The organism is Nocardia sp. NPDC052566 (assembly GCF_044547285.1).
GTDB lineage: Bacteria > Actinomycetota > Actinomycetes > Mycobacteriales > Mycobacteriaceae > Nocardia.
In genome coordinates this window covers 316,996-339,523 of sequence record NZ_JBIUAF010000006.1, presented here as the reverse complement: position 1 = coordinate 339,523, position 22,528 = coordinate 316,996, and the positions used below count along the sequence as shown (strand labels likewise).

24 protein-coding genes are annotated in these 22,528 nt (G+C 68.6%); 15 read left to right on the top strand and 9 right to left on the bottom strand.

Annotation, left to right across the window (positions count from 1 at the left end):
- Positions 1-67 precede the first annotated feature (67 nt).
- The gene (locus ACIG5A_RS31330; protein WP_397246642.1) at positions 68-1,075 is read right to left on the bottom strand and encodes an MBL fold metallo-hydrolase; all 1,008 of its coding nucleotides are present in this window, start codon (positions 1,073-1,075) and stop codon (positions 68-70) included.
- Positions 1,076-1,158: 83 nt separating this feature from the next.
- Here ACIG5A_RS31330 and ACIG5A_RS31325 point away from each other — a divergent pair, with 83 nt between their 5' ends.
- Positions 1,159-2,109, top strand: a complete 951-nt coding sequence (locus ACIG5A_RS31325; protein WP_397246640.1) for a LysR family transcriptional regulator — start codon at positions 1,159-1,161, stop codon at positions 2,107-2,109.
- Positions 2,110-2,148: 39 nt separating this feature from the next.
- Here the strand turns inward: ACIG5A_RS31325 and ACIG5A_RS31320 are convergent, their stop codons facing one another.
- Positions 2,149-3,042 carry a serine hydrolase gene (locus ACIG5A_RS31320; protein WP_397247961.1) on the bottom strand — a complete coding sequence of 298 codons (894 nt, stop codon included), beginning with the start codon at positions 3,040-3,042 and terminating at the stop codon, positions 2,149-2,151.
- Between the two features lie 89 nt (positions 3,043-3,131).
- Between ACIG5A_RS31320 and ACIG5A_RS31315 the strand changes: the two genes are divergently transcribed.
- Together ACIG5A_RS31315 and ACIG5A_RS31310 are read left to right on the top strand one after the other, a co-directional pair.
- Complete coding sequence (locus ACIG5A_RS31315; protein ID WP_397246638.1) at positions 3,132-3,689, top strand: GyrI-like domain-containing protein; 558 nt, start codon at positions 3,132-3,134, stop codon at positions 3,687-3,689.
- 42 nt (positions 3,690-3,731) lie between these two features.
- On the top strand, positions 3,732-4,208 hold the full coding sequence (locus ACIG5A_RS31310; RefSeq protein ID WP_397246636.1) for a VOC family protein: 477 nt from the start codon (positions 3,732-3,734) through the stop codon (positions 4,206-4,208).
- A 47-nt stretch (positions 4,209-4,255) separates the two neighbouring features.
- Here the strand turns inward: ACIG5A_RS31310 and ACIG5A_RS31305 are convergent, their stop codons facing one another.
- On the bottom strand, positions 4,256-4,819 hold the full coding sequence (locus tag ACIG5A_RS31305; RefSeq protein ID WP_397246635.1) for a TIGR03086 family metal-binding protein: 564 nt from the start codon (positions 4,817-4,819) through the stop codon (positions 4,256-4,258).
- Between the two features lie 685 nt (positions 4,820-5,504).
- On the opposite strand from ACIG5A_RS31305, the gene ACIG5A_RS31300 reads away from it, so the two are divergent.
- Together ACIG5A_RS31300 and ACIG5A_RS31295 are read left to right on the top strand one after the other, a co-directional pair.
- The gene (locus ACIG5A_RS31300; protein ID WP_397246633.1) at positions 5,505-7,112 is read left to right on the top strand and encodes a TROVE domain-containing protein; all 1,608 of its coding nucleotides are present in this window, start codon (positions 5,505-5,507) and stop codon (positions 7,110-7,112) included.
- Positions 7,113-7,352: 240 nt separating this feature from the next.
- Positions 7,353-7,757 carry a VOC family protein gene (locus ACIG5A_RS31295; protein ID WP_397246631.1) on the top strand — a complete coding sequence of 135 codons (405 nt, stop codon included), beginning with the start codon at positions 7,353-7,355 and terminating at the stop codon, positions 7,755-7,757.
- 101 nt (positions 7,758-7,858) lie between these two features.
- On the opposite strand, the gene ACIG5A_RS31290 is transcribed toward ACIG5A_RS31295, so the two are convergent.
- From ACIG5A_RS31290 to mca, 3 genes are all read right to left on the bottom strand, one after another.
- Positions 7,859-9,172, bottom strand: a complete 1,314-nt coding sequence (locus tag ACIG5A_RS31290) for an FAD-binding oxidoreductase (RefSeq protein WP_397246629.1) — start codon at positions 9,170-9,172, stop codon at positions 7,859-7,861.
- A 198-nt stretch (positions 9,173-9,370) separates the two neighbouring features.
- On the bottom strand, positions 9,371-9,631 hold the full coding sequence (locus ACIG5A_RS31285) for a hypothetical protein (RefSeq protein ID WP_397247959.1): 261 nt from the start codon (positions 9,629-9,631) through the stop codon (positions 9,371-9,373).
- The gene (gene mca, locus ACIG5A_RS31280) at positions 9,631-10,497 is read right to left on the bottom strand and encodes a mycothiol conjugate amidase Mca (protein WP_397247957.1); all 867 of its coding nucleotides are present in this window, start codon (positions 10,495-10,497) and stop codon (positions 9,631-9,633) included. Before mca ends, ACIG5A_RS31285 begins: the two co-directional genes overlap by 1 nt.
- Positions 10,498-10,619: 122 nt before the next feature.
- On the opposite strand from mca, the gene ACIG5A_RS31275 reads away from it, so the two are divergent.
- Together ACIG5A_RS31275 and greA are read left to right on the top strand one after the other, a co-directional pair.
- A complete protein-coding gene (locus ACIG5A_RS31275) occupies positions 10,620-11,054 on the top strand; it encodes a DUF4307 domain-containing protein (protein ID WP_397246627.1) in 435 nt (144 codons plus the stop codon).
- 304 nt (positions 11,055-11,358) lie between these two features.
- Positions 11,359-11,853 (top strand): transcription elongation factor GreA, encoded by a 495-nt coding sequence (gene greA / locus ACIG5A_RS31270; RefSeq protein ID WP_397246625.1) that lies wholly within the window; start codon positions 11,359-11,361, stop codon positions 11,851-11,853.
- Positions 11,854-11,952: 99 nt separating this feature from the next.
- Here greA and ACIG5A_RS31265 read toward each other — a convergent pair whose 3' ends face one another.
- Complete coding sequence (locus ACIG5A_RS31265) at positions 11,953-13,095, bottom strand: cystathionine gamma-synthase (protein WP_397246623.1); 1,143 nt, start codon at positions 13,093-13,095, stop codon at positions 11,953-11,955.
- Between the two features lie 234 nt (positions 13,096-13,329).
- Here ACIG5A_RS31265 and ACIG5A_RS31260 point away from each other — a divergent pair, with 234 nt between their 5' ends.
- Both ACIG5A_RS31260 and ACIG5A_RS31255 read left to right on the top strand, forming a co-directional pair.
- The gene (locus ACIG5A_RS31260) at positions 13,330-14,505 is read left to right on the top strand and encodes an acyl-CoA dehydrogenase family protein (RefSeq protein WP_397246621.1); all 1,176 of its coding nucleotides are present in this window, start codon (positions 13,330-13,332) and stop codon (positions 14,503-14,505) included.
- Between the two features lie 106 nt (positions 14,506-14,611).
- Positions 14,612-14,974, top strand: coding sequence for a DUF6401 family natural product biosynthesis protein (locus ACIG5A_RS31255; RefSeq protein ID WP_397246619.1), 363 nt, complete (start codon positions 14,612-14,614; stop codon positions 14,972-14,974).
- A 53-nt stretch (positions 14,975-15,027) separates the two neighbouring features.
- Here the strand turns inward: ACIG5A_RS31255 and ACIG5A_RS31250 are convergent, their stop codons facing one another.
- Positions 15,028-15,903 (bottom strand): hypothetical protein, encoded by an 876-nt coding sequence (locus ACIG5A_RS31250; RefSeq protein ID WP_397246617.1) that lies wholly within the window; start codon positions 15,901-15,903, stop codon positions 15,028-15,030.
- Positions 15,904-16,163: 260 nt separating this feature from the next.
- On the opposite strand from ACIG5A_RS31250, the gene ACIG5A_RS31245 reads away from it, so the two are divergent.
- The 6 genes from ACIG5A_RS31245 to ACIG5A_RS31220 all read left to right on the top strand — a co-directional run bounded on the left by ACIG5A_RS31245 (position 16,164) and on the right by ACIG5A_RS31220 (position 21,278).
- On the top strand, positions 16,164-17,771 hold the full coding sequence (locus ACIG5A_RS31245; protein ID WP_397246615.1) for an HD domain-containing phosphohydrolase: 1,608 nt from the start codon (positions 16,164-16,166) through the stop codon (positions 17,769-17,771).
- A gap of 119 nt (positions 17,772-17,890) precedes the next feature.
- Positions 17,891-18,388, top strand: a complete 498-nt coding sequence (locus tag ACIG5A_RS31240; RefSeq protein WP_397246613.1) for a nuclear transport factor 2 family protein — start codon at positions 17,891-17,893, stop codon at positions 18,386-18,388.
- A complete protein-coding gene (locus tag ACIG5A_RS31235) occupies positions 18,385-18,810 on the top strand; it encodes a plastocyanin/azurin family copper-binding protein (protein WP_397246611.1) in 426 nt (141 codons plus the stop codon). The genes ACIG5A_RS31240 and ACIG5A_RS31235 overlap by 4 nt, the downstream gene beginning before the upstream one ends.
- Positions 18,811-18,844: 34 nt before the next feature.
- Positions 18,845-20,089 (top strand): hypothetical protein, encoded by a 1,245-nt coding sequence (locus ACIG5A_RS31230; protein ID WP_397246609.1) that lies wholly within the window; start codon positions 18,845-18,847, stop codon positions 20,087-20,089.
- A gap of 4 nt (positions 20,090-20,093) precedes the next feature.
- Positions 20,094-20,627 carry a DUF6529 family protein gene (locus ACIG5A_RS31225; RefSeq protein ID WP_397246607.1) on the top strand — a complete coding sequence of 178 codons (534 nt, stop codon included), beginning with the start codon at positions 20,094-20,096 and terminating at the stop codon, positions 20,625-20,627.
- Between the two features lie 201 nt (positions 20,628-20,828).
- Positions 20,829-21,278 (top strand): DUF4254 domain-containing protein, encoded by a 450-nt coding sequence (locus ACIG5A_RS31220; protein ID WP_397246605.1) that lies wholly within the window; start codon positions 20,829-20,831, stop codon positions 21,276-21,278.
- A 20-nt stretch (positions 21,279-21,298) separates the two neighbouring features.
- Here ACIG5A_RS31220 and ACIG5A_RS31215 read toward each other — a convergent pair whose 3' ends face one another.
- On the bottom strand, positions 21,299-22,438 hold the full coding sequence (locus tag ACIG5A_RS31215) for an AbrB family transcriptional regulator (protein WP_397246603.1): 1,140 nt from the start codon (positions 22,436-22,438) through the stop codon (positions 21,299-21,301).
- Between the last annotated feature and the right edge of the window lie 90 nt (positions 22,439-22,528).

The following is a 22,528-nucleotide window of genomic DNA, read 5'->3' as shown; positions in this document are numbered from 1 at the left end:
CGGCTTTCGCCGCGCCCCCAGCCGACCTGCGCCTACCAGCCTAACTTTCGGCCCACCGCCCGGTGCATCACTCGGTGAAGGCAGGGGTGAAGAGTTCCAGGTGGTCGACGGGGACGAAGCGGGTGCCCGGGCTGGCCGCCGTGACGGCGGTACGCAGCGCGGTCAGGCCGCCCCAGTCCTTGGCGGGTTCGGTGAGGGGGTAGTCGAAATCGTCCCAGTGGGTGGGTATTACATAGCGCGGATAGCCGGTGGCGCGGAGCAGGCGGGCGACGTAGTCCTGGATCTTGCCGCCGCCGGCGGGGAGCAGCAGCAGATCGGGGTGCAAGCCCGCCAATTCGGATTCGATGTAGTTCGAGCCGCCGAAGTCGAGCACGCTCACGCCGCCGCCGCTGACCTGGTAGGCGAGCGTCCCGCCCTCCACGAGATCGCGAATCACCTTGGGCTGCGGTGGTTTCGTGATGCCGTAGCCGGGGCGGGTGCCCGGGAAGGCGACCTCGGCACGGTCGCCGCTGGCCGAGTGCAGCGCGTTGAGGACGCGGATCGTATAGCCGTCGAACTTCAGGTATTCGCCGCCGGTGGCGATCGCGAGCTGATCCTCCGGTGCGCCGAGCGCGGCCATCAGGTTGAGGTGGGTCTCGGTGCCGAGCACCGTCGCGCCGGTCTTCTTCGCCAGGTACGGCACGTCGGTGAGGTGGTCGTAATGCCCGTGGGTGACCAGGATGTGGTCGGCGCGCAGCTCACCGCTGTCCACGTAGTGGTCGATGAGCGCGGTGTCGACCGAGATCGGCGTCTGCGGGTTCGCGCCCTCCTTGCTGTAGGTGCCGGTGTGGAATCGGGTGAGCCAGGGGTCGATCAGCACGGTCTTGCCGCCGGGCAGCCGGATCTCCCAGCCGTTGTTGCCCCACCAGCGCAGTGTCACGCCGCCGGCAGGCGCATCCGCGGCGGTGGTGGCCGCGGGCGTGGTGACTCCTGAAGCGGCACTGCCGGATTCGCCGCGTCCGCAGGCCGCGGCCGCACCGGCCAGCAGCGCGCCCGCGGCCAGACCGAAGAACTCCCGCCGTCGAAAACGTGTCATGCGGGCACCACAACACACGATCGGTACGGCTGTCCAAGACCAGCGACCGTCGGCGACGATATCGGAACCGATATCGTCGCAGCGTGGACCTGCTGCGCCAGCTTCGGTATTTCGTCGTCGTCGCCGAAGAACTGCATTTCGGACGGGCCGCCGAGCGCCTCGGCATCGCCCAGCCGCCGCTGAGCCAGCGCATCCGCAGGCTCGAAACCGATCTCGGCGCCCGCCTTTTCGACCGGGACAGCAAACGGGTCGAGCTCACCGAGGCCGGGCAGATCCTGCTCGGCGAGTCCAAGGATCTGCTCGCCCGCTGGGAGCGCACGAAATCCCTTGTCGGCAAGGCGCATCGGGGCGAGATCGACGCCTTGCGCGTCGGCGTGCCGCCCGAGCTGGCCGGCCGGGTGCTCGCCGCCATCCTCACCGCGTTCGAGAGTCGCGAGATCCGGGTCGACCTGCAGGAGCTGACGACGGCCGAACAGGTGCGCCTGCTCGCCGACGGACAACTGGACGCCGGGCTGCTGCAACATCCGGTCGATGTGGTCGGTATGGAACTCGGCCCCGCGGTGGACACTCCGCTCGGCGTAGTGCTGCCGCGCGATTCGCCGCTGGCCGGGCGCGCAACCCTGACGCTCGCGGACCTGGCCGGGCTCGGCCTGGTGATCTTCCCGAGGGCCGCCGCCCCGGGTTTGTACGACGCGACGCTGCGCACCTGCTGGGAGCACGGCTTCCGGCCGAGCCGGGTATCGCATGCGCGCAATCCCGAATTCCTGCTCGGCATGGTGCTTTCCGGCCGCGGCGTGGCCTTCGACCAGGGCATGGTCGCGCAGAAGGAACCGAGGGTGGTCTGGCGTCCGCTGCCGGAGGGCACGCTGCACTGGCGGCTGTCGCTGGCCTGGCCGTCGGCGGCGCCGCATCCGCGGGTGCGCGAGCTCGCCGAGCTGATCGCGCGGATTGTCCAGGGCGACGGCGCATCCCGGCCCGCACCCGCGCGGGAACTACCGCAGCGCCCGTGGGACGTGGTGTACGGCGATCTGTGACGGGCTCCCGCCACCTCGGCGGCCGCGGCAAGCAACCGCTCAGCAGCAGCGGCACTGCGCATCCGAGGCGGTGGAAGGCCTTTCGTGGCGGATGCTTTCGATCGCCTGCCGCGCGACCGCGCCGATCGCGAACTCCGCCTCGGGCATTCGCTGCTCCACCGTGTCCGCCCTGGTGAAAACCGCTACGGCGTAACGCCCGCCGCCCGGATACTCCACTACCCCGATCTCGTTGCGGATGCCGGGCAGCGTTCCGGTCTTGGACCAGACCACCGCGGCGGGGGGAAAGGCCGAAGCGAGGCGATACCAATTGAGTTGGCGCAGCATAAGGTCGCGCACCCAGCGGCAGGCCGTCGGCGCACCAGCGCGCTCCGTGCCGATGAGCATGAGCAGCCTGGTCATCTCGCGCGGTGTGCTCGCGCTTGTCCGCTCCGGATCCAATGCGCGGGTGGCCAGCACCTGCGCCGCCGTCAATTCCGCGAAGCGGGCCGCGAATTCGGCCGCATCGCCCGCGCCGAGATCCTCGGCCATGCTCAGCACGATATCCCGCGGCGCGCCGACGATCCTGGTGCGCGCAAGACCGAGCTCGCGCAACAGTGAGCGCACATTGTCGAGGCCGACCCGATCGAAAAGCAGGTCGGCGGCGGTGTTGTCGCTGAGGGTCAGCGCGAACATGGCGGCATCGCGCAGGCTCAATTCGACATCGTCGAGACAGCCCGCGGTACCGACACCACCGAGCCGATCCGCCGCACCGGCGCGCACCCGGTCCGCCGGATCCAGCTGATCCGCCGCGACCTGCCGCGCGAACTCCAGCACCAGCGGCACCTTCACCACCGAGGCGAGCACCACCGGCCGATCGGCGCCGTACCCCGCGTCCGCGCCACAGTCGAAACATCTCGCGTGCACCCAGCCGCGCACGCCCGCGCTCTCGAACATCTCCCGCACGACTGCCAGCATTCCTGGTCGCTTGACTCTCCCGTCGCGGGAGGGTCGAGGCTGGTCGGCACCCGATCACGAGGAGTGCGATGAAGCTGGATCTGGCCAAGACCGACAAGCAGTACTACGACGCGCCGCGCGAGCCCGTCCTGCGCACCTTCGGCGCGCACGGCTACGTGACCGCCACCGGGTCCGGCGCGCCGCTGGGCGACGCCTACACCGACGCGGTGGCGGGGCTCTACCGCGCCGCCTACGGTGCGAAGAAGCTCGCCAAGGCCGCGGACGCGGATTTCGTCGTGCCGAAGCTGGAGGGCCTGTGGTGGGTGGAGTCCGATGAGCCGCCGCTGAGCGTGCCGCGCGAGCAGTGGCACTGGAAGATGATGATCCGCATGCCCGAGGTGGTCACCGCGGACATGGTGAGCGGCGCCGTCTTCGAGCGGCTGACCGAAGGCGAGTCGATCCAGGTGCTGCACATCGGCCCCTATGCCACCGAGCCGGAGACCCTGGCCCGCATGGCAGCGTTCATGACCGAGCACGGGCTGCTGATGAACGGCAGGCACCACGAGATCTACCTGTCCGACCCGCGCAAGACGCCCGCCGAGAACACCAGGACGATTCTGCGGCATCCGGTGCGACGCCGCGGGTAATGTCGTCGGCCTGCGTACCTAGCTGACAGGGGAGGCGCGGCGATGACGGGACTGCTCAGGATCCGGCATATCAAGCTGCCGGTCGACGATCTGGCGCGCAGTGTCGCCTGGTATCGGGATCTGCTCGGTATGGAGCTCGCGGCGGAATTCTGCGAGGACGGACAATTGCGCGGTGCGCAACTCATGCACCCGTCCGGTTTCGGTATCGCCTTGCGCCAGCGTGAATACTGCGTCGGCAAACCGGATCTCACGGGTTTCGACGTTTTCGCGATCGAAGTGGATTCCGTGGCGGAATTGCACGCACTCGCCGAGCGGGCCGACGCAATGGGCAGTACTCAGCACGGCGTCTCCGACAACGGCGAATATGGAGCATTTCTGAACATCATCGATCCCGACGGGCTGATGGTGCGTTTTCTGGCGAACAATCCGATCAACCACGGCCGGTTCGTCGGCGTCGACTCGACCCGCGACGGGATGAGCCTTTACCCGACACCGAGATCGACCGACGAACCTGGTTGATGCGCTCGCCGCACCCGAAATGTCAAGGGGTGCGGCGAGTTTCCGATTCACCAGGTGCGGCCGAGATAGGCCAGTAGTTTGCGGTGGGCCGGCGCGTCGTCCGCGACGGCGACCTCGGGGCCGAAAACGCCCGGTTTGCGGAAGGCATCGATGCCGCCGCGCTCGTGCATGGTGGCAAGGAGTTCCGCGCACAGCTCGTCGTCGGCCAGGTCGGGGCGGCCGATCGCGACGGCGACATCGCAGCCGTGCACCACTAATTCGATGAGGTGGACGGTCGCGGCGGCGACGCCGGGCAGCTCGCCGCCCGCGAGGCGGATCGTGCCGGTGAGCGCGTCGGGGCGGTGCCAGGCGGCCCGGTCGATCTCGGCGGCCGCGGCCCAGGCGACCTGCGGATCGGCGCCGAGCGAATCGTCCTCGTGATCGGCGCCGGGATCGGTCCCGCTCAGCTCCGCGGCCACGACGTGCATATCACCGACGAGGTGGTTCAACAGCGTGCGCACATCCCACTCCTTACACGGAGTCGGCGCGGTGAGCTGGGCCGCGTCGACAGCGACGACGATGGCGCCGGTCGCGTCGAGAGCACGGTCGATCTGTCCGATCACTTTGTCCATGGTCTTCCTTCGGTCGAGCGGGGTTCGTGCATTGGTAACACATCGGGGTGACATCCCTGGGCCGCTTGGGAATTGCCTGTATCACGCCCCAAATCTGTTGTGCTGTAACCGGTCCAGCGATACAGTGGCTCCTTGGGTCCGCACTGGGACTCGCCGTCGACAGATGTCGGCCCTTTCAGCGTTCCCCGCCACCGAACCGGCAAAACACCATGCGGCGAACGGACCCGGAAAATTAGGATGCGGCGGCCGGATCCGTATCGCTACAGTTTCGGTGCACCCGGTGCGCAGACGACGGTTACTTCGACTTCGGATCGGCAGGTTGCGGGTTCGAATCCCGCCCGGATTACGGTCCGGTAGCTCAATCGGCAGAGCGGCACGTACCGTCATCGATTCGAACTCGGGTGCGCCACAACTACATCGCACCTCCCGGTGCGTCGCCGGCGGCTACTTCTCCACCACACAGGGGACGTCCGCGGGTACATCAAGATCTCGGGAGGCGTCACGTGCACCGGCCCGGTGCGCAGACAACGGCTACTTCAGAATGACCTCCGGGCCGCGCGGGTTCGACTCCCGCACCGTCTCTCCGGCGGTGGTGGAATAGAGGTCATATCGCCCGTACCGTCGTCGACCTTCGACCTCGGGCCGTCCGCACGTGCCGCCCCCGTCTGTCATGGGGGAATTTCCGATGAGCAAGTTCAACCCGGCGCGCGTACCTCGCGCGGCGTCCTCACCCGTCGTCGGGGAGGCGACACCGTCCGGTCACACCCACGAGGACGGCGCCGGTTACGCACGCACCACACAGGGCGAGCTGTTCCTGCTCGCTGTCTCGAACATGGTGGGCGAGAACGCTTTCTACGAGTCCGCCGATCAGCGCGACAACCGCTACGCCGCCCTGGTGCGCGCGGCGACGCTCGCCGATCCGGACTGGACCGCACGCTTCCTGCGCTGGCTGCGCACCGAGGCGGGCATGCGCAGCGCCGCCCTGGTCGGCGCCGCCGAGTTCACCAGGGCGCGCCTGGACGCGGGCGAGCCCGGCCTGTCCCGTCAGGTGATCGACTCGGTGCTGCGGCGCGCGGACGAGCCCGGCGAACTGCTCGGCTACTGGACCTCGACCTACGGCCGCGCGCTCCCGAAGCCGGTCAAGCGCGGCGTCACCGACGCCGTGCGCAGGCTGTACGACGAACGCGCGCTGCTCAAGTGGGACGGCGCGGCGCACAGCTTCCGCTTCGGCGACGTGATCGAGCTGACCCATCCGACCGCATCGGCCGAAAAGCCTTGGCAGGGCGAGCTGTTCGCGCACGCCATCGACCGACGCCGGGGCAACCGGGTCGTCGGACTGCCCGCCGAGCTCGCGGTGCTGCGCGCCCGCGCCGAGCTGATGGCCCGGCCGATCGAACAGCGCCGTGCCCTGTTCGATGATCCCGAGCAGGCGCGAATCACGCTGCGCGCGGCGGGTATGACCTGGGAGTCGGTGGCGGGCTGGCTGCAGGGCCCGATGGACGCACCCGTCTGGGAGGCGCTCATCCCGTCCATGGGCTACATGGCGCGGCTGCGCAACCTGCGCAATTTCGACCAGGCCGGGGTGAGCGACGCGGTCGCCGCCGAGGTGGCGGCCGGGCTGGCCGATCCGGAGCAGGTGGCACGCTCGCGGCAGCTGCCGATGCGGTTCCTTTCGGCCTACCGTGCCGCGCCCTCGTTGCGCTGGGGGCACGCGCTCGAGGTCGCGCTCGGTCACGCGCTGTCCGCGGTGCCCGCACTGCCCGGCCGGACGCTGGTGCTCGTCGACACCTCGGGCTCCATGGACTCCGGCTTCTCGCGGGACGGGACGCTGCGCCGCTGGGACGCGGCGGTGGTGTTCGGCCTCGCCCTCGCCGCCCGCTGCGCGCACGCCGACGTCGTCTCGTACTCCTGCGAAGGCGTGTGGGGCGATCGGATGTACCCGCTCAGCAAGGTGTTTCGTCAGCGGCCAGCCGAGCCGCTGCTGCGGGCGGTGCAGCGCTGGCGCGACGAGGAGTACTTCATCGGCTACGGCACCGACACCCCGGCCGCGGTGCGCGCGCACTACACCGGACAGGACCGCGTCGTCGTCATCACCGACGAGCAGGCCACCGGCGACGTGAACGAGGCTGTGCCCCAGCGGGTTCCGCTCTACACCTGGAATCTGGCGGGCTACCGGTACGGCCACTCCCCCAGTGGCGGCCCGTACCGCCACACCTTCGGCGGCCTCACGGACGCGGCATTCGCCATGATCCCGCTACTGGAGGCAGGCCACGCCGCCGACTGGCCGTTCTGAACCCTGGGCCGAGACCCCATGCGTCTCGGCCCAGGCCGAGCGGCAAGGGTCCGAATTCGATTGGGCTGCCGGAAGTTCGGGCGCTATCGTGGAACAGCACCCGGTGCGCGCGCAACGGTTACTTCCTGACAAGGTGAGCGGGTTCGAGTCCCGCCCGGCCCGAAAAGGCTGGAGGCTCCAGGGTGGAGCGATACCCGTAGCCGTCTCGAACTCGGGTGCTCCCACACCTAAGGTCGCGTGATGCACATCGACCTGTTCACGATCATCGTCGAGGACTACGATCCGGCGATCACCTTCTTCACCGAAGTCCTCGGCTTCGAGCTCGTCGAGGACTCGCCCGCCGAAACCAACGACGGGCGGGCCAAGCGATGGGTCGTCGTCCGGCCGCCCAATGCACAGACCGGGATTCTGCTGGCCCGCGCGGACGGCGAAACCCAAAGCGCCGCAATCGGACACCAGGCGGCCGGGCGGGTCGGGTTCTTCCTCCGCGTCGACGACTTCACCGCCGCCTACGACCGAATGGCCCGCGCGGGAGCGGAATTCGTCTCCGCTCCCCGCGACGAGCCCTACGGCCGAGTGGCCGTCTTCCGCGATATCGCCGGTAATCGCTGGGACCTGCTCGGCCCGCCGGGACCTGCAAGCTAGCGCCGCGTTCCCCCGAGCGCAGTGATATGGCCCCTGGTTACGGCGTGTCGAAGGGCCATTCGACTGCGCTCGGCGGAGGTCGCCGGAGCTGGTGGAGGGTGCTAGCCGAGGACCGGGTAGTTCGAGCGGATTACGGCCTGCGGGTCGCGGGCGCGCTTGAGCGAGCGCAGGCGCGACACCGTCCGCTCGTCGTCGAAGGCCGCGTCCGCGGATTCGCCGGGAGCCAGGAAGGTGAACGGCTTGTGCGTGGCGGTGTGCGCGCCCAGCGCCTCGGCGGCCTCGGCGAAGCGGGCACGAACGGCGTCCGCCAGGTGCGGGAGACCGAGACCGAGCAGGTAGGCCAGGTACGGCTCGGCGATGGGGCCGCGGGCGCCGCCGTCCTGGCGAGCACGCGACAGCGCGCCGCCGAGGTGGCGGATCTGGATGTTGACCAGCGGCGCGACCGGATCGTCGAGCAGCGTCTTCAGCACGGCGTCACCGACATCGGTGAGCACCTCGGCCCGCGACAGCGCGGGCGCCGGATCGGTCGGCTCGGCGGTGATCGCGCCGATATCGGCGGGCGAGAGCACGGTGCGGGTGTCCTGTACCGCGCCGCCGAGCGCGTCGAGCCGGGCCAGCAGCTCGCGCCCCTCCTCGGCGCCGCCGAGAAACGCGGTATCGACACCGACCATCGCCGGCGCCTCCGGGAACTGCACGCGGAAGAACCACAGTGACAACTCGTCCGGCGCCACCGCGGTGATCTCCTGGAAGGCGTCGAACACCTCACGGGTCCGCGCGCCGGGCCACACCAGCCTGCCGCCGTACAGTGCGGGCACGGGGAACAGGTCGAACTCCAGACCGGTCACCACGGCGAAATCGCCACCGCCGCCGCGCAATCCCCAGAACAGCTCGGGATCGTTGTCGGCCGACACCGTGCGCCGCACCCCGTCCGCGTCGACGATGTCCAAGGCGCGCACCGCATCCGAGGCCCAGCCGTACTTGCGCGCGAACCAGCCGAATCCGCCGCCGAGCGTGTACCCGGTGATGCCGACGGCCGGGTTGCTGCCCGCCAATCCCGTCAGCCCGTGCTCGCCCGCGATGGCTTGCAGCTGGCCCCAATTCACGCCTGCCCCGACCCGCGCGGCCCGCCGCTCGACATGCACGTCGACCTTGCTCAGCTGTCCGGTGCGCAGCAGGATCGCCTCGTCGAGGCCGCCTGCCGCGCCGTGGCCGGTCGGCTGCGCGGCCACCGCGATACCGGCCCTGCGCGCGTAGGAGACCACCGCGGCGACGTCGTCGGCGTTCGCGGCGTCGACCACCGCGGCGACCGGCTGGCTGACCGCGAGCGCCCACGGCCGCGCCGTCTGCTCGAATCCCTCGTCACCGGGTACCAGTACCCGGCCGGTGAGCCTGCGCCGCAGATCCTCGAATGCCATTGCCCTGTCCTCACTCCGCTGTTCGCTGGGATGTCTGGACGGCAAGTGCTGCGCGCCCACACTCCCTTGACGAATGCGGGTGGGCAAAAGGAAACAGCGCGGGCTGTGTGCTCGGTCACGCCGGTGTCGCCACGCGAGAAATCCCCGAATCCGTTGCCGGATCCGGGGATGCCGAGGTACTCGGGCCGATCGAGCGGGTCAGCTCGATTCGGTTATGCCGGAATCGGATTCCGGGCGGCGCACGACACCGTGTTCGGTGCCCTCGTCGGCTTCCTGGTCCGGTTCCGGATGTTCGGGCTCGAACGTCGCGGGCAGGCCCTTGATGTGCTTGTTCATCGACCACACCAGCAGCGCCGTGCCGACGAGCAGGATCAGGATGATCACCAGCCCGAGCGGCGACGCCTTACCGAACTCGGGTCCGGTAGGAGTGCCCGGGGTCTGGGCGAGCAGCACCATCATCACCGGTACTCGTCCTCGATGCCCGCGAACAGATCGGTCTCCGGCAGCGCGCTCTCGACCCGCGACTTCGCCAGCTCGAATTCCTCGGTGGGCCACAGCCGCTGCTGCATCTCCAGCGGGATCGCGAAGAAGGCGCCGTTGGGATCGATCTGCGTGGCGTGCGCGCGCAAGGCGTCGTCACGCAACGGGAAGTACTTGGCGCATTCGATCCGGGTGGTGACCCTGGTCATCCCGTCGGGGCGCCCCTGCCGGTAGGTGCGCATCCGCTCCAGCCACTCCTGCAGCGGGAACGGCTCGCCGATCCGCTCGTACTCCTCGGCGAAGGTGTCGAGGCGCGCCATCGAGAATCCGTGGTCGTAGTAGATCTTCAGCGGCTGCCACGGCTCGCCCGCGTCGGGGAACCGCTCCGGATCGCCCGCCGCCTCGAACGCGGCCATCGACACCTCGTGGCAGCGGATGTGGTCGGGGTGCGGGTAGCCGCCGTTCTCGTCGTAGGTCGTCATCACGTGCGGCCGGAACTCGCGCACGACGCGCACCAGCGCCTCGACGGCCTCCTCCAGCGGTACCAGCGCGAAGCAGCCCTCGGGTAGCGGTGGTAGCGGATCACCCTCGGGCAGTCCGGAATCGACGAAGCCGAGCCAGGTCTGCCGCACGCCGAGCGCGGCCGCCGCGGCCGCCATCTCCTCGCGCCTGACCTCCTCGATCCGCTCGAGCACACCGGGGGTGTCCATGGCGGGATTGAGGATGCTGCCGCGTTCGCCGCCGGTCAGCGTGACGATCAGGACGTCGTGTCCTTCGTCGGCGTAACGCGCGGTGGTCGCAGCACCTTTGCTGGATTCGTCGTCGGGGTGGGCGTGCACCGCCATGAGGCGAAGGCCACTCACGTCTCGTTCACCATCGCTCTCGCTCGCGGGTGTCTGGTCTTCGTTACCTATAGTTCCATTCGACCTACTTTTGTTCCGACGTACCCCCCGGGAGCGACACTGTCATGAGCGAGCAAGCCGCACGCGAACAGTTGCGCGCCGACCGGTACGGCGCGGCGCCGCGCAAGCTGCCGCGCTGGTTTCCACTGGTACTCGGGGTTGTCGTGGTGCTGGCCGGCCTCGGCGTCGCCTACCTGGGATACGACAAGTACGGCCCGAAGGACATCGAGTCGGAACAACTCGGCTATGTCGTGGTCGACGACTCGACGCTCTCGGTCCGGCTGAAGGTCACCCGTAAAGATCCCGCCAAACCCGTGGTGTGTTTCGTCAGGGCGATGAACGGCGACACCGTCGAGGTCGGCCGCCGCGAAGTGCTGATCGAGCCGTCGGCCAGCGGCACCGTCGAGGTGTCCACCACCGTCCGCTCCTCCTCGCGCCCCTCCTCGGGGAGCATCTACGCTTGCACTGATCAGGTGCCCAAATACCTCCGGGCCGGGTGATTCGCGGCTTTTGCCGCACTCCTCCCCGGGAAAACGAACTCCGACCTGCATGTTTGCGATTCATGCTAAAATGGCCTGACACACGGTTCCGGGGTTCGGAGCCGTGTTTGCTGCATTGGCGGCCAGCGCTGTCAGTTCCGTCGGGGTTCGAAGAACTTCCCAGGATCGCTCCAGCCGTCAACTGGTGCGTGCCTGCGCTCCTGGTGGGTACTGCAGCGAAGGGCGCTGGTCGGGCGTATGCCCGGCGGACGCTTATCAGGGAATCCCGGCTCACGCCGGGAACAACTACTAGGGAGTGATCGAGATGACTGAGACGCAAGTGACCTGGCTGACCCCGGAGTCGCACGACAGGCTCAAGGGCGAACTCGACGCGCTCATCGCCAATCGTCCGGTCATCGCTGCCGAGATCAACGAACGACGTGAAGAGGGCGACCTCAAGGAGAACGGCGGCTACCACGCCGCGCGCGAGGAGCAGGGCCAGCAGGAGGCGCGCATCCGCCAGCTGCAGGAGCTGCTGAACAACGCCAAGGTCGGCGTCGCGCCGACCAAGTCCGGCGTCGCGCTGCCCGGCTCCGTGGTGAAGGTCTACTACGACGGCGACGAGTCCGATACCGAAACCTTCCTCATCGCGACCCGCGAAGAGGGCCTGAACGACTCCAAGCTGGAGACCTACTCGCCGAACTCGCCGCTCGGCGGCGCGCTCATCGACGCCAAGGTCGGCGACACCCGCGAGTACACGCTGCCCAACGGCAAGACCATGAAGGTCACGCTGATCAGCGCCGAGCCCTACCACAGCTGACGCGCACGGCCCCGCGCTCTGCCGGGCCGAGACTCCCCGAACAACAAAGCGGCCGCACCCGATTGCCGGGGCGGCCGCTTTGTCATGCCGTGCTGCGGGTCAGCCCAGGGCCTGCTCGATATCGGCGAGCAGGTCAGCGGCGTCCTCGATGCCCGCGGACAGGCGGACGAGGTCGGCGGGGACCTCGAGCTGGGAGCCCGCGGTGGAGGCGTGGGTCATCGCGGCCGGGTGCTCGATCAGCGATTCCACGCCGCCGAGCGATTCGGCCAGCGTGAAGACCTTGGTGCGCGAGCAGAATTCGCGCGCCGCGTCCACGCCGCCGTGCAGCCGCACCGAGATCATGCCGCCGAAGCGGCGCATCTGCTTGTCGGCGACCAGGTGGCCCGGGTGCTCGGGCAGGCCCGGGTAGATGACCTGCGAAATGGCCGGGTGCCTGGTCAGGAATTCGGCCAGCCGCTCGGCGTTGTCGCTGTGCCGTTCCATCCGCAGCGCGAGCGTCTTGATGCCGCGCATGGTGAGGAAGGCGTCGAACGGGCCGGGCACCGCGCCCGCACCGTTCTGCAGGAAGGCGAATGCCGCGTCCAGCTCGGCATCGTTGGTGATCAGCGCGCCGCCGACGACATCGGAGTGCCCGCCGAGGTACTTGGTCGTCGAGTGGGTGACGATATCGGCGCCGAGCAGCAGCGGCTGCTGCAGGTACGGGGTGGCGAAGGTGTTGTCGACGACGAGCTTCGCGCCCGCCGTGTGCGCGACATCGGCCAGCGCGGCGATATCGCCGATGCTGAGCAGCGGGTTGGTCGGCGTCTCGATCCACACCAGCTTGGTGTTGGGGCGGATCGCGGCGCGCACCGCGTCGATATCGGATACGTGTGCGGGCGAGTGCTCGATGCCCCACTGGCTGAACACCTTGTCGATCAGCCGGAAGGTGCCGCCGTAGGCGTCGTCCGGGATGACGATGTGATCGCCCGGCCGCAGCGTGGCGCGCAGCGCACAGTCGGTGGCGGCCATGCCCGACGCGAATGCCCGCCCGTAGCTACCCGATTCGAGCGCGGCGAGGTTGGCCTCGAGCGCGGTCCTGGTCGGGTTGCCGGTGCGCGCGTACTCGAATCCGCCGCGCAGTCCGCCGACGCCGTCCTGGGCGAACGTCGAACTCGCGTAGATGGGCACGTTCACCGCACCGGTCTGGGGATCGGGATCGAATCCGGCATGTACGGCCCGTGTGGAGAATCCCAGCTCACTCATGATCACAGCCTAATTGGGTGCCACTTTTCGGCAACTGGCCGCCTGGCCGAATCAAGAGGTCGACCCGGGTGCGCACCCCGGCGCGGTTCAGCCACCACACTACGATCGCCCTCCAAATACTTCCTGCCATCACCAACGGCAGCCGGTCTTTGTACTGCCAGAGTAAGCAAAGACCGAAGAATATGATGGACGACTCCGGTCTCGCGGTCACGGATCCCCAATTAGGCTGACGCCATGCTGACTGTGGATGAACTGTTCGCGACCGACACCCTGCTTTCCGCCGACGAGCGCGAGATCCGCGACACCGTGCGGACTTTCGCGACCCAGCGGCTGCGCCCGCATATCGCGGACTGGTTCGAGGACGGTACCTTCCCGGCCCGCGAGATCGCGCCCGAGCTCGGCGAGCTCGGCGTGCTCGGCATGCACCTGGAGGGTTACGGCTGCGCGGGCATGTCGGCGGTCGAGTACGGGCTGGCCTGCCAGGAGCTGGAGGCGGTCGATTCGGGCGTGCGCAGCATGGTGTCGGTGCAGGGCTCGCTGGCGATGACGGCCATCCACAAGTTCGGCTCCGAGGAGCAGAAGCAGCGCTGGCTGCCCGAGATGGCGGCCGGGCGCGCCATCGGCTGCTTCGGGCTCACCGAACCCGATTTCGGCTCCAACCCGGGCGGTATGCGCACCAGGGCGAAGCGGGACGGCACCGACTGGGTGCTCAACGGCTCGAAGATGTGGATCACCAACGGCTCCGTCGCGGATGTCGCGGTGGTGTGGGCCTACACCGAAGATGAAGGCAAGCCGGTGGTGCGCGGCTTCCTGGTGCCGGCGGGCACGCCGGGCTTCACCGCGCGCGAGATGCACCGCAAGCTCTCGCTGCGCGCCTCCATCACCGCCGAACTCGATCTCGACGACGTGCGCCTGCCCGCCGACGCCGTCCTGCCGGAATCGCACGGCCTGAACGCGCCGCTGTCCTGTCTGAGCGAGGCGCGCTTCGGCATCATCTTCGGCGCGCTCGGCGCGGCACGCGACTGCCTGGCCGCGACCATCGAATACGCGCGGACCCGAGAGGTTTTCGACAAGCCGCTGGCCGCCTATCAGCTCACCCAGGCGAAGCTGGCCGATATGGCGCTCGAGTACGGCAAGGGACAGCTGCTGGCCATTCAGCTCGGCCGGTTGAAGGATCGCGGCGAGATCCGGCCCGAACAGGTCAGCGCGGGCAAGTTGAACAGCACGCGGGAGGCCATCGCCATCGCCCGCGAGTGCCGCACCATCCTCGGCGCCAACGGCATCACCCTGGACTATCCGGTGCTGCGCCATGCCAACAACCTCGAGTCGGTGCTCACCTACGAGGGCACGGCCGAGGTGCATCAACTGGTGCTCGGCAAGGCCCTCACCGACGCCAATGCGTTTCGCTGACAACGGAATTCGCCGGGCGAGTTTGCTGAATTCGAACGAATCGGACAATGCGAATAGGTCAAACGTCACAGTTTCATAAATTCTGGACGGTTGCTAGCATCGGAAGATGTTCTCGCTCGGCCCCGCGTTGCTCGAAGTGTCGGCGCGTCGGATTTTGACTCGCCTGCACGCAACGCACGGAGTGCCCGCGCTCGCGGCCGCCGCGGAAATGCCCGCACTACTCGCCACGCTGGATCAGCACGCCGCCGCGGTGCGCGACATTCTCGAGTTCGGTGTCGAGGAGTCGACCACGGTGCCCGCCAGCGTGCTGCTCGCGGGATATGTCCGCGGCCTGCTCGACGAGGTCGAGGCCACCGCGACCGCGATGACCGGCAGCGCGCCCGACGACCTCGGCGGCTGGGCGCGGGCCGGCTGGCTGCAGCTGCGCCTGGCCGGCGTCTGCCTGCACGCTTCCCGGCAGGCCGTCTAGACGACAGCGTCCGCCGCGGCCATGGGCCACGGCGGACGCGATCGGACGACGATTCAGCGCCGCTCGCGCGGATCGCCGTACTGCATGTACTCACCCTGCTGCATGTATTCGCCCTGCTGCTGCGGATATCCGCCCGCCATCTGCTGCCCCTGCGGCCACTGCTGCCCGCGGGCGGCCTGCTGATCCATCCACAGCTGCTCACGCGCGACATCCTCGCGGCCGCGCTGATAGGCCTCGGCATGCCCCTTTACCGTCGGCATCTCCTGCTCCAGCCCGCTCAGCCAGCCCTCCCAGCGCTCCTGCATCGGCCGGATCATGCCGCCGCCGACACCGACGACGAGCACGCCGCCGATGGTGGCGAGCACCGTGATCAGGATCGGCATGGTCACCGAGGTCGCGACGCCGACCTGGTTCAGCGCGGCGACGATGCCGACGCCCCAGATGAACACCGAGGCGATCCGGCCGATCATCGCGCCGTAGGACAGCCCGCCGAGCATGTTGGTGACCATGTCGCGGACCGCGTGCGCGATCGCGCCCGCGATCACCACAACGACGATCGCGATGGCCGCCTTGGGCAACCACGAGACGATGCCGTCGAGCATCGAACTGATCGGATTCGGCCCGAAGACACCGAAGCCGAGCTGCAGCGCGATCAGCAGGATCGCGTAGTACGCCAGTTTCGCCAGCAGGTCGGAGGCGTCGTAGCGGCTGCGCGACATCATCTGCCGCAGCCCGCCACGTTCGACGAGCCGGTCGAAGCCGACCCGGTCGAGTACGCGGCTCACGATCGCCGAGACCACCTTCGCGATGATCCAGCCGACGAGCATGATGACCAGGAAACCGGCCAATTTGGGGACGAACGTGGCGACCGAACTCCACGCGTCCGAAAGGCCCCCCTGCCAATCGACAGCCAAACTGGAGGTGTGCACGGCACTTCCCTTCGCTATCCGATTGCGCCTAAGCGTTTGCCCAGGCGATTTCCAGCGCGGTTATACCCCTATGCAATCACTCGAATCTCACATTTGCGAACAGTTTGCCAAATTCGATCATCGAACGTAAGGGCCGATTTATTCGCCGCGTCGGCGCGCCGCGCTCCGTTCGTGGCGCACGCGGAGCGCCGGAGGCGCCGATTCGCAACGGCCGGAATCGAATTGGCCCACGGCGTCGACCGGGCGGCTACTGTCGGAAGATGTCGTCCATCCGGGTCACCGAGGTGCTCGCGGCACTCTCACTGACGACCGATCTGGCCACCGGCATGCCGTTCGAGAAGGGCCTGGCCACCTGCCTGGTTGCCACCGCGCTCGCCGACCGGATCGGAATGGACGAGAACGACCGGCGGGTGGTGTTCCACGCCGCACTGCTCGGCGCGGTCGGCTGCACCAGCCGGGCGCCGGAGAACGCCGACTCCTACGCCGACGACATCGCCTTCCAGCGCGCCTTCCACGTGCTCGATCCCGGCGACACGGCGGTCTTCGCCGAGCAGATGCGGCATTTCGGCAACTGGTCGCCCGCCGGGCAAACGGCGATGCGCACCAGATACGTGACCGAGGCGCCGAAGGGCGCGCCGTTCGCGGTGCGCTCGGTCTGTGAGGTGAGCAGGGCGCTCGGGCCGCGGCTCGGACTACCCGAGGGCGCGGTGCTCGCGCTGACCGAGGTGAAGGAGCGCTGGGACGGGCTCGGCGCGCCCGATCGGCGCCGCGGCGCGGCGATCTCGCTGGCGGGCCGGGTGCTGCATCTGGCCGAGCAAGCGGTGATCGCGTTCGGCGCCAGCGCCGGGTTCACCCCGGCGGCGCGCACCGAGCCCGGCCATTCGACGAACCGGCGGCCCCGTGGCGGACCGTGGCCGCAGCGGACCGACGCGCTCGACGAGGTACGCCGCCGCGCCGGTGGCCACCTCGATCCGGACCTGGTCGCGGCCTTCGCCGACGAACCGGAGGCGGTGTGGCGCGCGCTGGACGCACCCGATCTGCTCGCGGCCGTCGTCGCCGCGGAACCGGGGCTGCCGACGCTGATCCGGCCTGCGGAGCGGGATCGGCTGTGCCTGGCGCTCGCCATCGTCGTCGATCTGAAAGGCCGCTTCCTGCTCGGTCATTCGGCGCATGTGGCGCGGCTGGCGGGTGCCGCCGCGGAACTGTCCGGCATGGAGACCGGTGAGCGGGCCGCATTGCGCGCGGCCGCGCTGCTGCACGATATCGGCAGGGCCGGTGTGTCGAGCGCGGTGTGGGATCGTCCCGGCCCGCTCGGTCCCGGCGATTGGGAACGCGTTCGGCTGCACAGCTATTGGACCGATCGAGTACTGCGGCGCTGCCCGGGGCTGAGCGATCTCGCCGATCTCGCGGCGGGCCATCACGAGCGGCTCGACGGTAGCGGATACCACCGCGGGGTCCGGGTGCACGACCTGTCCCCCGCCGCCCGATTGCTCGCCGCCGCCGATGTTTTCGCGGCGATGACCGAACCGCGCCCGTACCGGCCCGCGGCGAAGCCGAGCGAGGCGGCGGCCCAGCTGACCGCCGAGGCGTCGGCGGGCACGCTCGACCGCGACGCCTGCGCCGCGGTGATCGAGGCCGCCGGACTGCGCCCGCCGCGCACCGAATGGCCGTGCGGGCTGACCGACCGCGAGGTCGACGTGCTGCGCCTGGCCGCGCGTGGCCTGTCCAACCGGCAGATCGCGGCGGAACTCGTTGTCTCCGAACGCACCGTCGGCCACCACCTGGCGCATATCTACGACAAGACCGGCCGCCGCACGCGGGCGGGCGCCGCCGTTTTCGCGATGGAAAACGGCCTACTGCCCGGCTGAGATCTCCCGAATAGGTCGATCGACCGATGTGAGCCGGTCGCCGCCGGGGCAACCATGTGTGCACCCCACCCGCTCGCCGGCGGGGACTCCCATCCAGCGAATTCAGCACGGAGTGCCGTATGTGCGCAACCTGTAAACCGCCCTACGCCGACATCGTCGGCTCGATCTACGCAGCCTTCCACCACGGCGATATCGCCTACATCCTCGATCAGCTCAGCGACGACGTCAGCTGGGACGCGGACTGGCACGACAACAGCGCGCAGAGTGTCGATGTCGGCCACATGCGCCCGCGCCGTGGCCCCGCCCAGGTCGCCGAATTCTTTGCCCTGCTTGCCGATTGGCAGATCAAGGAGCTGAAGGTGATCGATATCGTCGGCGCGGGGCGCCAGGTCGCCGTCGAACTGCGGCTCGACGCCGTGCTGCCGAGCGGTGGCCGGGTGGCCGATGAACAGCTACATCTGTGGACCCTGGACGAGCAAGGCCAGGTGATCCGCTTCCGCACCTACGCCGACACCGCCAAGGTGATCGCCGCGAACGCGGGCGCCGACACGGTACACAGTCAGGGCTCGGTGATCACCGGGTTCCTGCTCAGGCTGCGCGCCGGTGCCGAGCGATGACGCGCAATGCCTTGGCGCGCGGCACTTTCGGGATACTCGCCGCCGCGTCGCTCATCATCCTGCCCGCCTGTGGCAGCTCGTCCACCCCGAGTGCGCCGAGCGTCGCCGCACCAGCGGGCGCGCCCGGCGCCGCCGCGACCGTACACACCAAGCTGCTGAAGTTCGAACCGGAGAAGTTGACCGTGAAGGTGGGCACCACCGTCACCTGGGAGGTCCCGGATTCGCTGGCGCACACCGTGACCACCGGCAAGTTCACCCTCGGCGGCGACGGCCTGCGCACCTCGGAGAACCCGGACGGCGTGATCGACAAGCCGCTGCGCAAGGGCCAGAACGTCACCCACACCTTCGACAAGCCCGGCACCTACACCTACTACTGCTCGATTCACAAAGGCATGCGCGGCGAAGTCACCGTCACCGCGTAATCGACTACCCCACACTATTTTTCAGGAGAAAACCGTGCACAAGACCCGCACCGCGCTGGTCGCCGCCATGGCGGCGTCGGCGCTCGTACTGACCGCGTGCGGCAGCGAGACCGCGGCACCGGCGAACCAGCCGATCCCGGCAACCCAGACCGCGGCGCCCGCACCACCCGCGGGCGCGGTCACGACGAAAACCGATGCGGCCGAGCTGCGTTCCCAGCTGACCTACCTGCTCACCCAGCACGTCTACCAGGCCGGGATCACGCTGAAGTTCGCCGTCGAGAAAGGCGGCAACCTGAACGACCCGACGGTGAAGGCCGCCGTCGCCGCGCTCGACCACAATTCGGTGGAGCTGTCCAAGGCCGTCGGGGCCGCCTACCCGGATGCCGAGAAACCGTTCCTCGATTCCTGGCGCCAGCACATCGGCTTCTTCGTCGACTACACCCTCGGCAAGGCAACCAAGAACCAGGCCAAGGTCGACAAGGCCAAGACCGACCTCGACGGCTACCGCTCCTCGTTCGGCCAGCTCATCAACTCGGTGGTGGCCGAACTTCCGGCGCAGGCCGTGGCCGACGAGCTGAAACCCCATGTGGCCAGCCTGTTCTCCACCATCGACTCGCTGGTCGCCAATGACGGTCAGGCCTTTTCGACACTGGTCGACGCGGCCGATCACATGCCGATGACGGCGTCGATCCTGGCGGGCGGCATCGCGAAGAACAAGAAGCTGTCCGGTGATCCGGCGGCCAAGGGTTCGGAGCTACGCGCCCAGCTGACCTACCTGCTGACCAGCCACGTCGACCTGGCGGCGATCGCGCTGGCGCAGGCGGTCGCCAAGGGCGGCAACCTGAACGAGCCGAGCGTGAAGGCGGCGGTGGCGGCGGTCGACGAGAATTCGGTCGCACTGTCCAAGGCGGTCGGCTCGGCGTATCCGGATGCCGAGAAGCCGTTCCTCGACTCCTGGCGCCAGCACATCGGCTTCTTCGTCGACTACACCCTCGGCAAGGCAACCAAGAACCAGGCCAAGGTCGACAAGGCCAAGACCGACCTCGACGGCTACCGCTCCTCGTTCGGCCAGCTCATCAACTCGGTGGTGGCCGAACTTCCGGCGCAGGCCGTGGCCGACGAGCTGAAACCCCATGTGGCGTCGATCTTCGCGACAATCGACTCGCTGGTCGCAGGCGACGGCAAGCTGTTCCAGAATCTGGACGAGGCGGGCCACCACATGCCGATGACGGCGGCGATCCTGGCCGGTGGCATCGCCGACAACAAGAAGTTGAGCTGACGTCATGTCCGCTCGCCCACTGATCGCGGTGCCGGTACTGCTCACCGGCGCCGCGGTCGCGGTATCGCTCGGTATGCTCGGCACCTACTACTGGCCGGGCACCAATCCCCTACCCACGTGGGGGTTTTCCGGACCCGAGGCCTTCAAGGCGTATCTGAGCAGCCTGGTATTACTGCTGATCTGCGGTCAATTGCTCACCGCCGTCTGGATCTACCGCTGGCGCGCGGGACGGGTGGTACATCTGTATCACCGCTTGGCCGGCACGGTCGCGTTCGCGCTGAGCCTGCCGGTGGCGTTCTACTGCCTCTATACCTTCGGTTTCCGCTTCGGCGCGAACGCCGAGACGCGCACGATCGTCCACTCGATCGCGGGGTGCGTCTTCTATGGCGCCTTCGCCAGCAAGATGCTCACGCTGCGACTGCGCAATACGCCGGGCTGGCTCCTGCCGGTGCTCGGCGGGCTGGTCTTCGGCTCCTTCGTCCTCGCGTGGGCACTCGCCTCGTTCTGGTGGTTCGACAACTTCGGCTTCGGCAGGTGAACGAATCATGGTGTCCGACTGAACAATTCGTCGAAGAATGAACTGGTCGGTATTCCTCACGGCCCGTCGATAACCGCTGGCAGAACATTGTTACCGGCCGTCACCGAGGTGCCATCTTCGTGTCACCAACGGGACAGGGTAAGAGGGGCATGCTATCGCGACACCCGGTTACCGGGACTGCCTGTCGCTCAGGAGATCGCCATGTTCGTCCACACCACGGCCAGGAATCTGCCGGATCAACGCACACTGGTGGCGGCTTTCGGCGGACAGCTGGGCACGGCGGAGAATCCGGTGACCGGGTGGGCGCACGCGCTGGCCGAACTACACAGGCAGCGGCAGCTCGATCCACTCGCGGCCGCCGGAATCGACTGCCGCAGAGCGGAACTTGTCGCCACACTGGACAACTGGGTGGTCGAGCACGTGCCGCACAGGCAGGCCACCGCGCATATCCACGCCCAATCCGTCGGCGCGACCATCGATCGGATGGCGGCCGCGCACGTGCACGCCAGCCACCTGCTGTACACCGCCGAGCAGGTCTCCGACGCGCGCGTGCATGCCGCCTGGTATCGGCTCGCGCTGATCGCCGACGAATGGACCGATCTGCTTCTCGGCGCGGCACGCGAGCGGGTACGCGGCAGGCGCCCCGCGTAGCCGACGCCGATCGACGCGGCTCAGTGCGTGACCAGTTCCCGTTGCGGCTCTTCGGAATTCGCGCGGCGGTCGCGCAGATAGCGCAGCCCGCGCAACAGCAGCGGCAGCGCGAGCATCATCAGCAGCAGGCGGATACTCTGCACGCTGGCGATCAGCGGCAGGTTGGCGTCCATGGACTCCGCGGTGGCCAGCACGGCGTTGATACCGCCCGGCGTGGTGGCCAGGTAGATATCGGAGAGCTCGAGGTCGACGAAGGCCGCGACGACGAATGCCAGCGCGCCGACCGCGGCGGACAGCACGACGATGGTGAGGGTCATGCCGGGAATCATCTTGGCCATCTCCACCACGACGGTCCTGGTGAAGCGGGTGCCGACCTCGAAACCGATGATGACGAACAGCGATTCCTTCAACAGGTTGGTCGGCGCGTAGCCGTGGCTCAGGCCCAGAGCCGTCAGCAGCGCGGTGATCAGCATCGGCCCGATCAGCGCCGGGCTCGGCAGCCCCAGCCGCCTGCCGAGCTTGATGCCGACGAGGCAGAGCACCACGGCGATGCACAGCCCGGCGACCTGATCACCACGGCCGACGACCATCCAGTGCGGCAGATCGGGATCGGTGACGGAGCTGGTCACCGCGGCGGGCACGCGGGCGACACGGTCGCCGTCGTCGAGGATCGCCGCCAGCGCCGGTGCGCTCAGCGCGACCAGCGCCACCCGCAGGTACTGCATGAACGCGACGCGGCGCGGATCGGCGTCCATCTCGTCCGCGCAGGCGACCACCGCGGCCGAACCGCCGGCGAGCAGCCCGAGCGTCGCGGTCGGCAGCTCGACGTCGGCCACTCGCGCGAAGGCCAGCGCGACGAGCACGCTCAGCACCAGGGTCGCGATAGTGACGGCGAGCACCGGGATCAGCGCGAGCCCGATCGAGCCGAGCAGCGAGATCTCCAGGTAGCTGCCCATCAGCACACCGAGCATCGCCTGCGCGCCGATCGAGATCTCCCTCGGCATCTTCGAGGGCAGCCGCCCGGCGAGCGCGAGCCCGGCGCCGACCACCATCGCCAGGATCATCTGTGGTGCGGGGAAGCGGAACCGATCGAGTACCTCCGCGGCACCAAGTACCGCGAAGAACAGCGCCACCCAACCGATCACTCGCCACCGACTCATACCATCCGATGCTGGCAGCCGCCAGTGAACAACCCGTTACGGCACCGTTATCCCGGCTAACGAAAGATGTGATGCGCGGCGCAGGGGTCA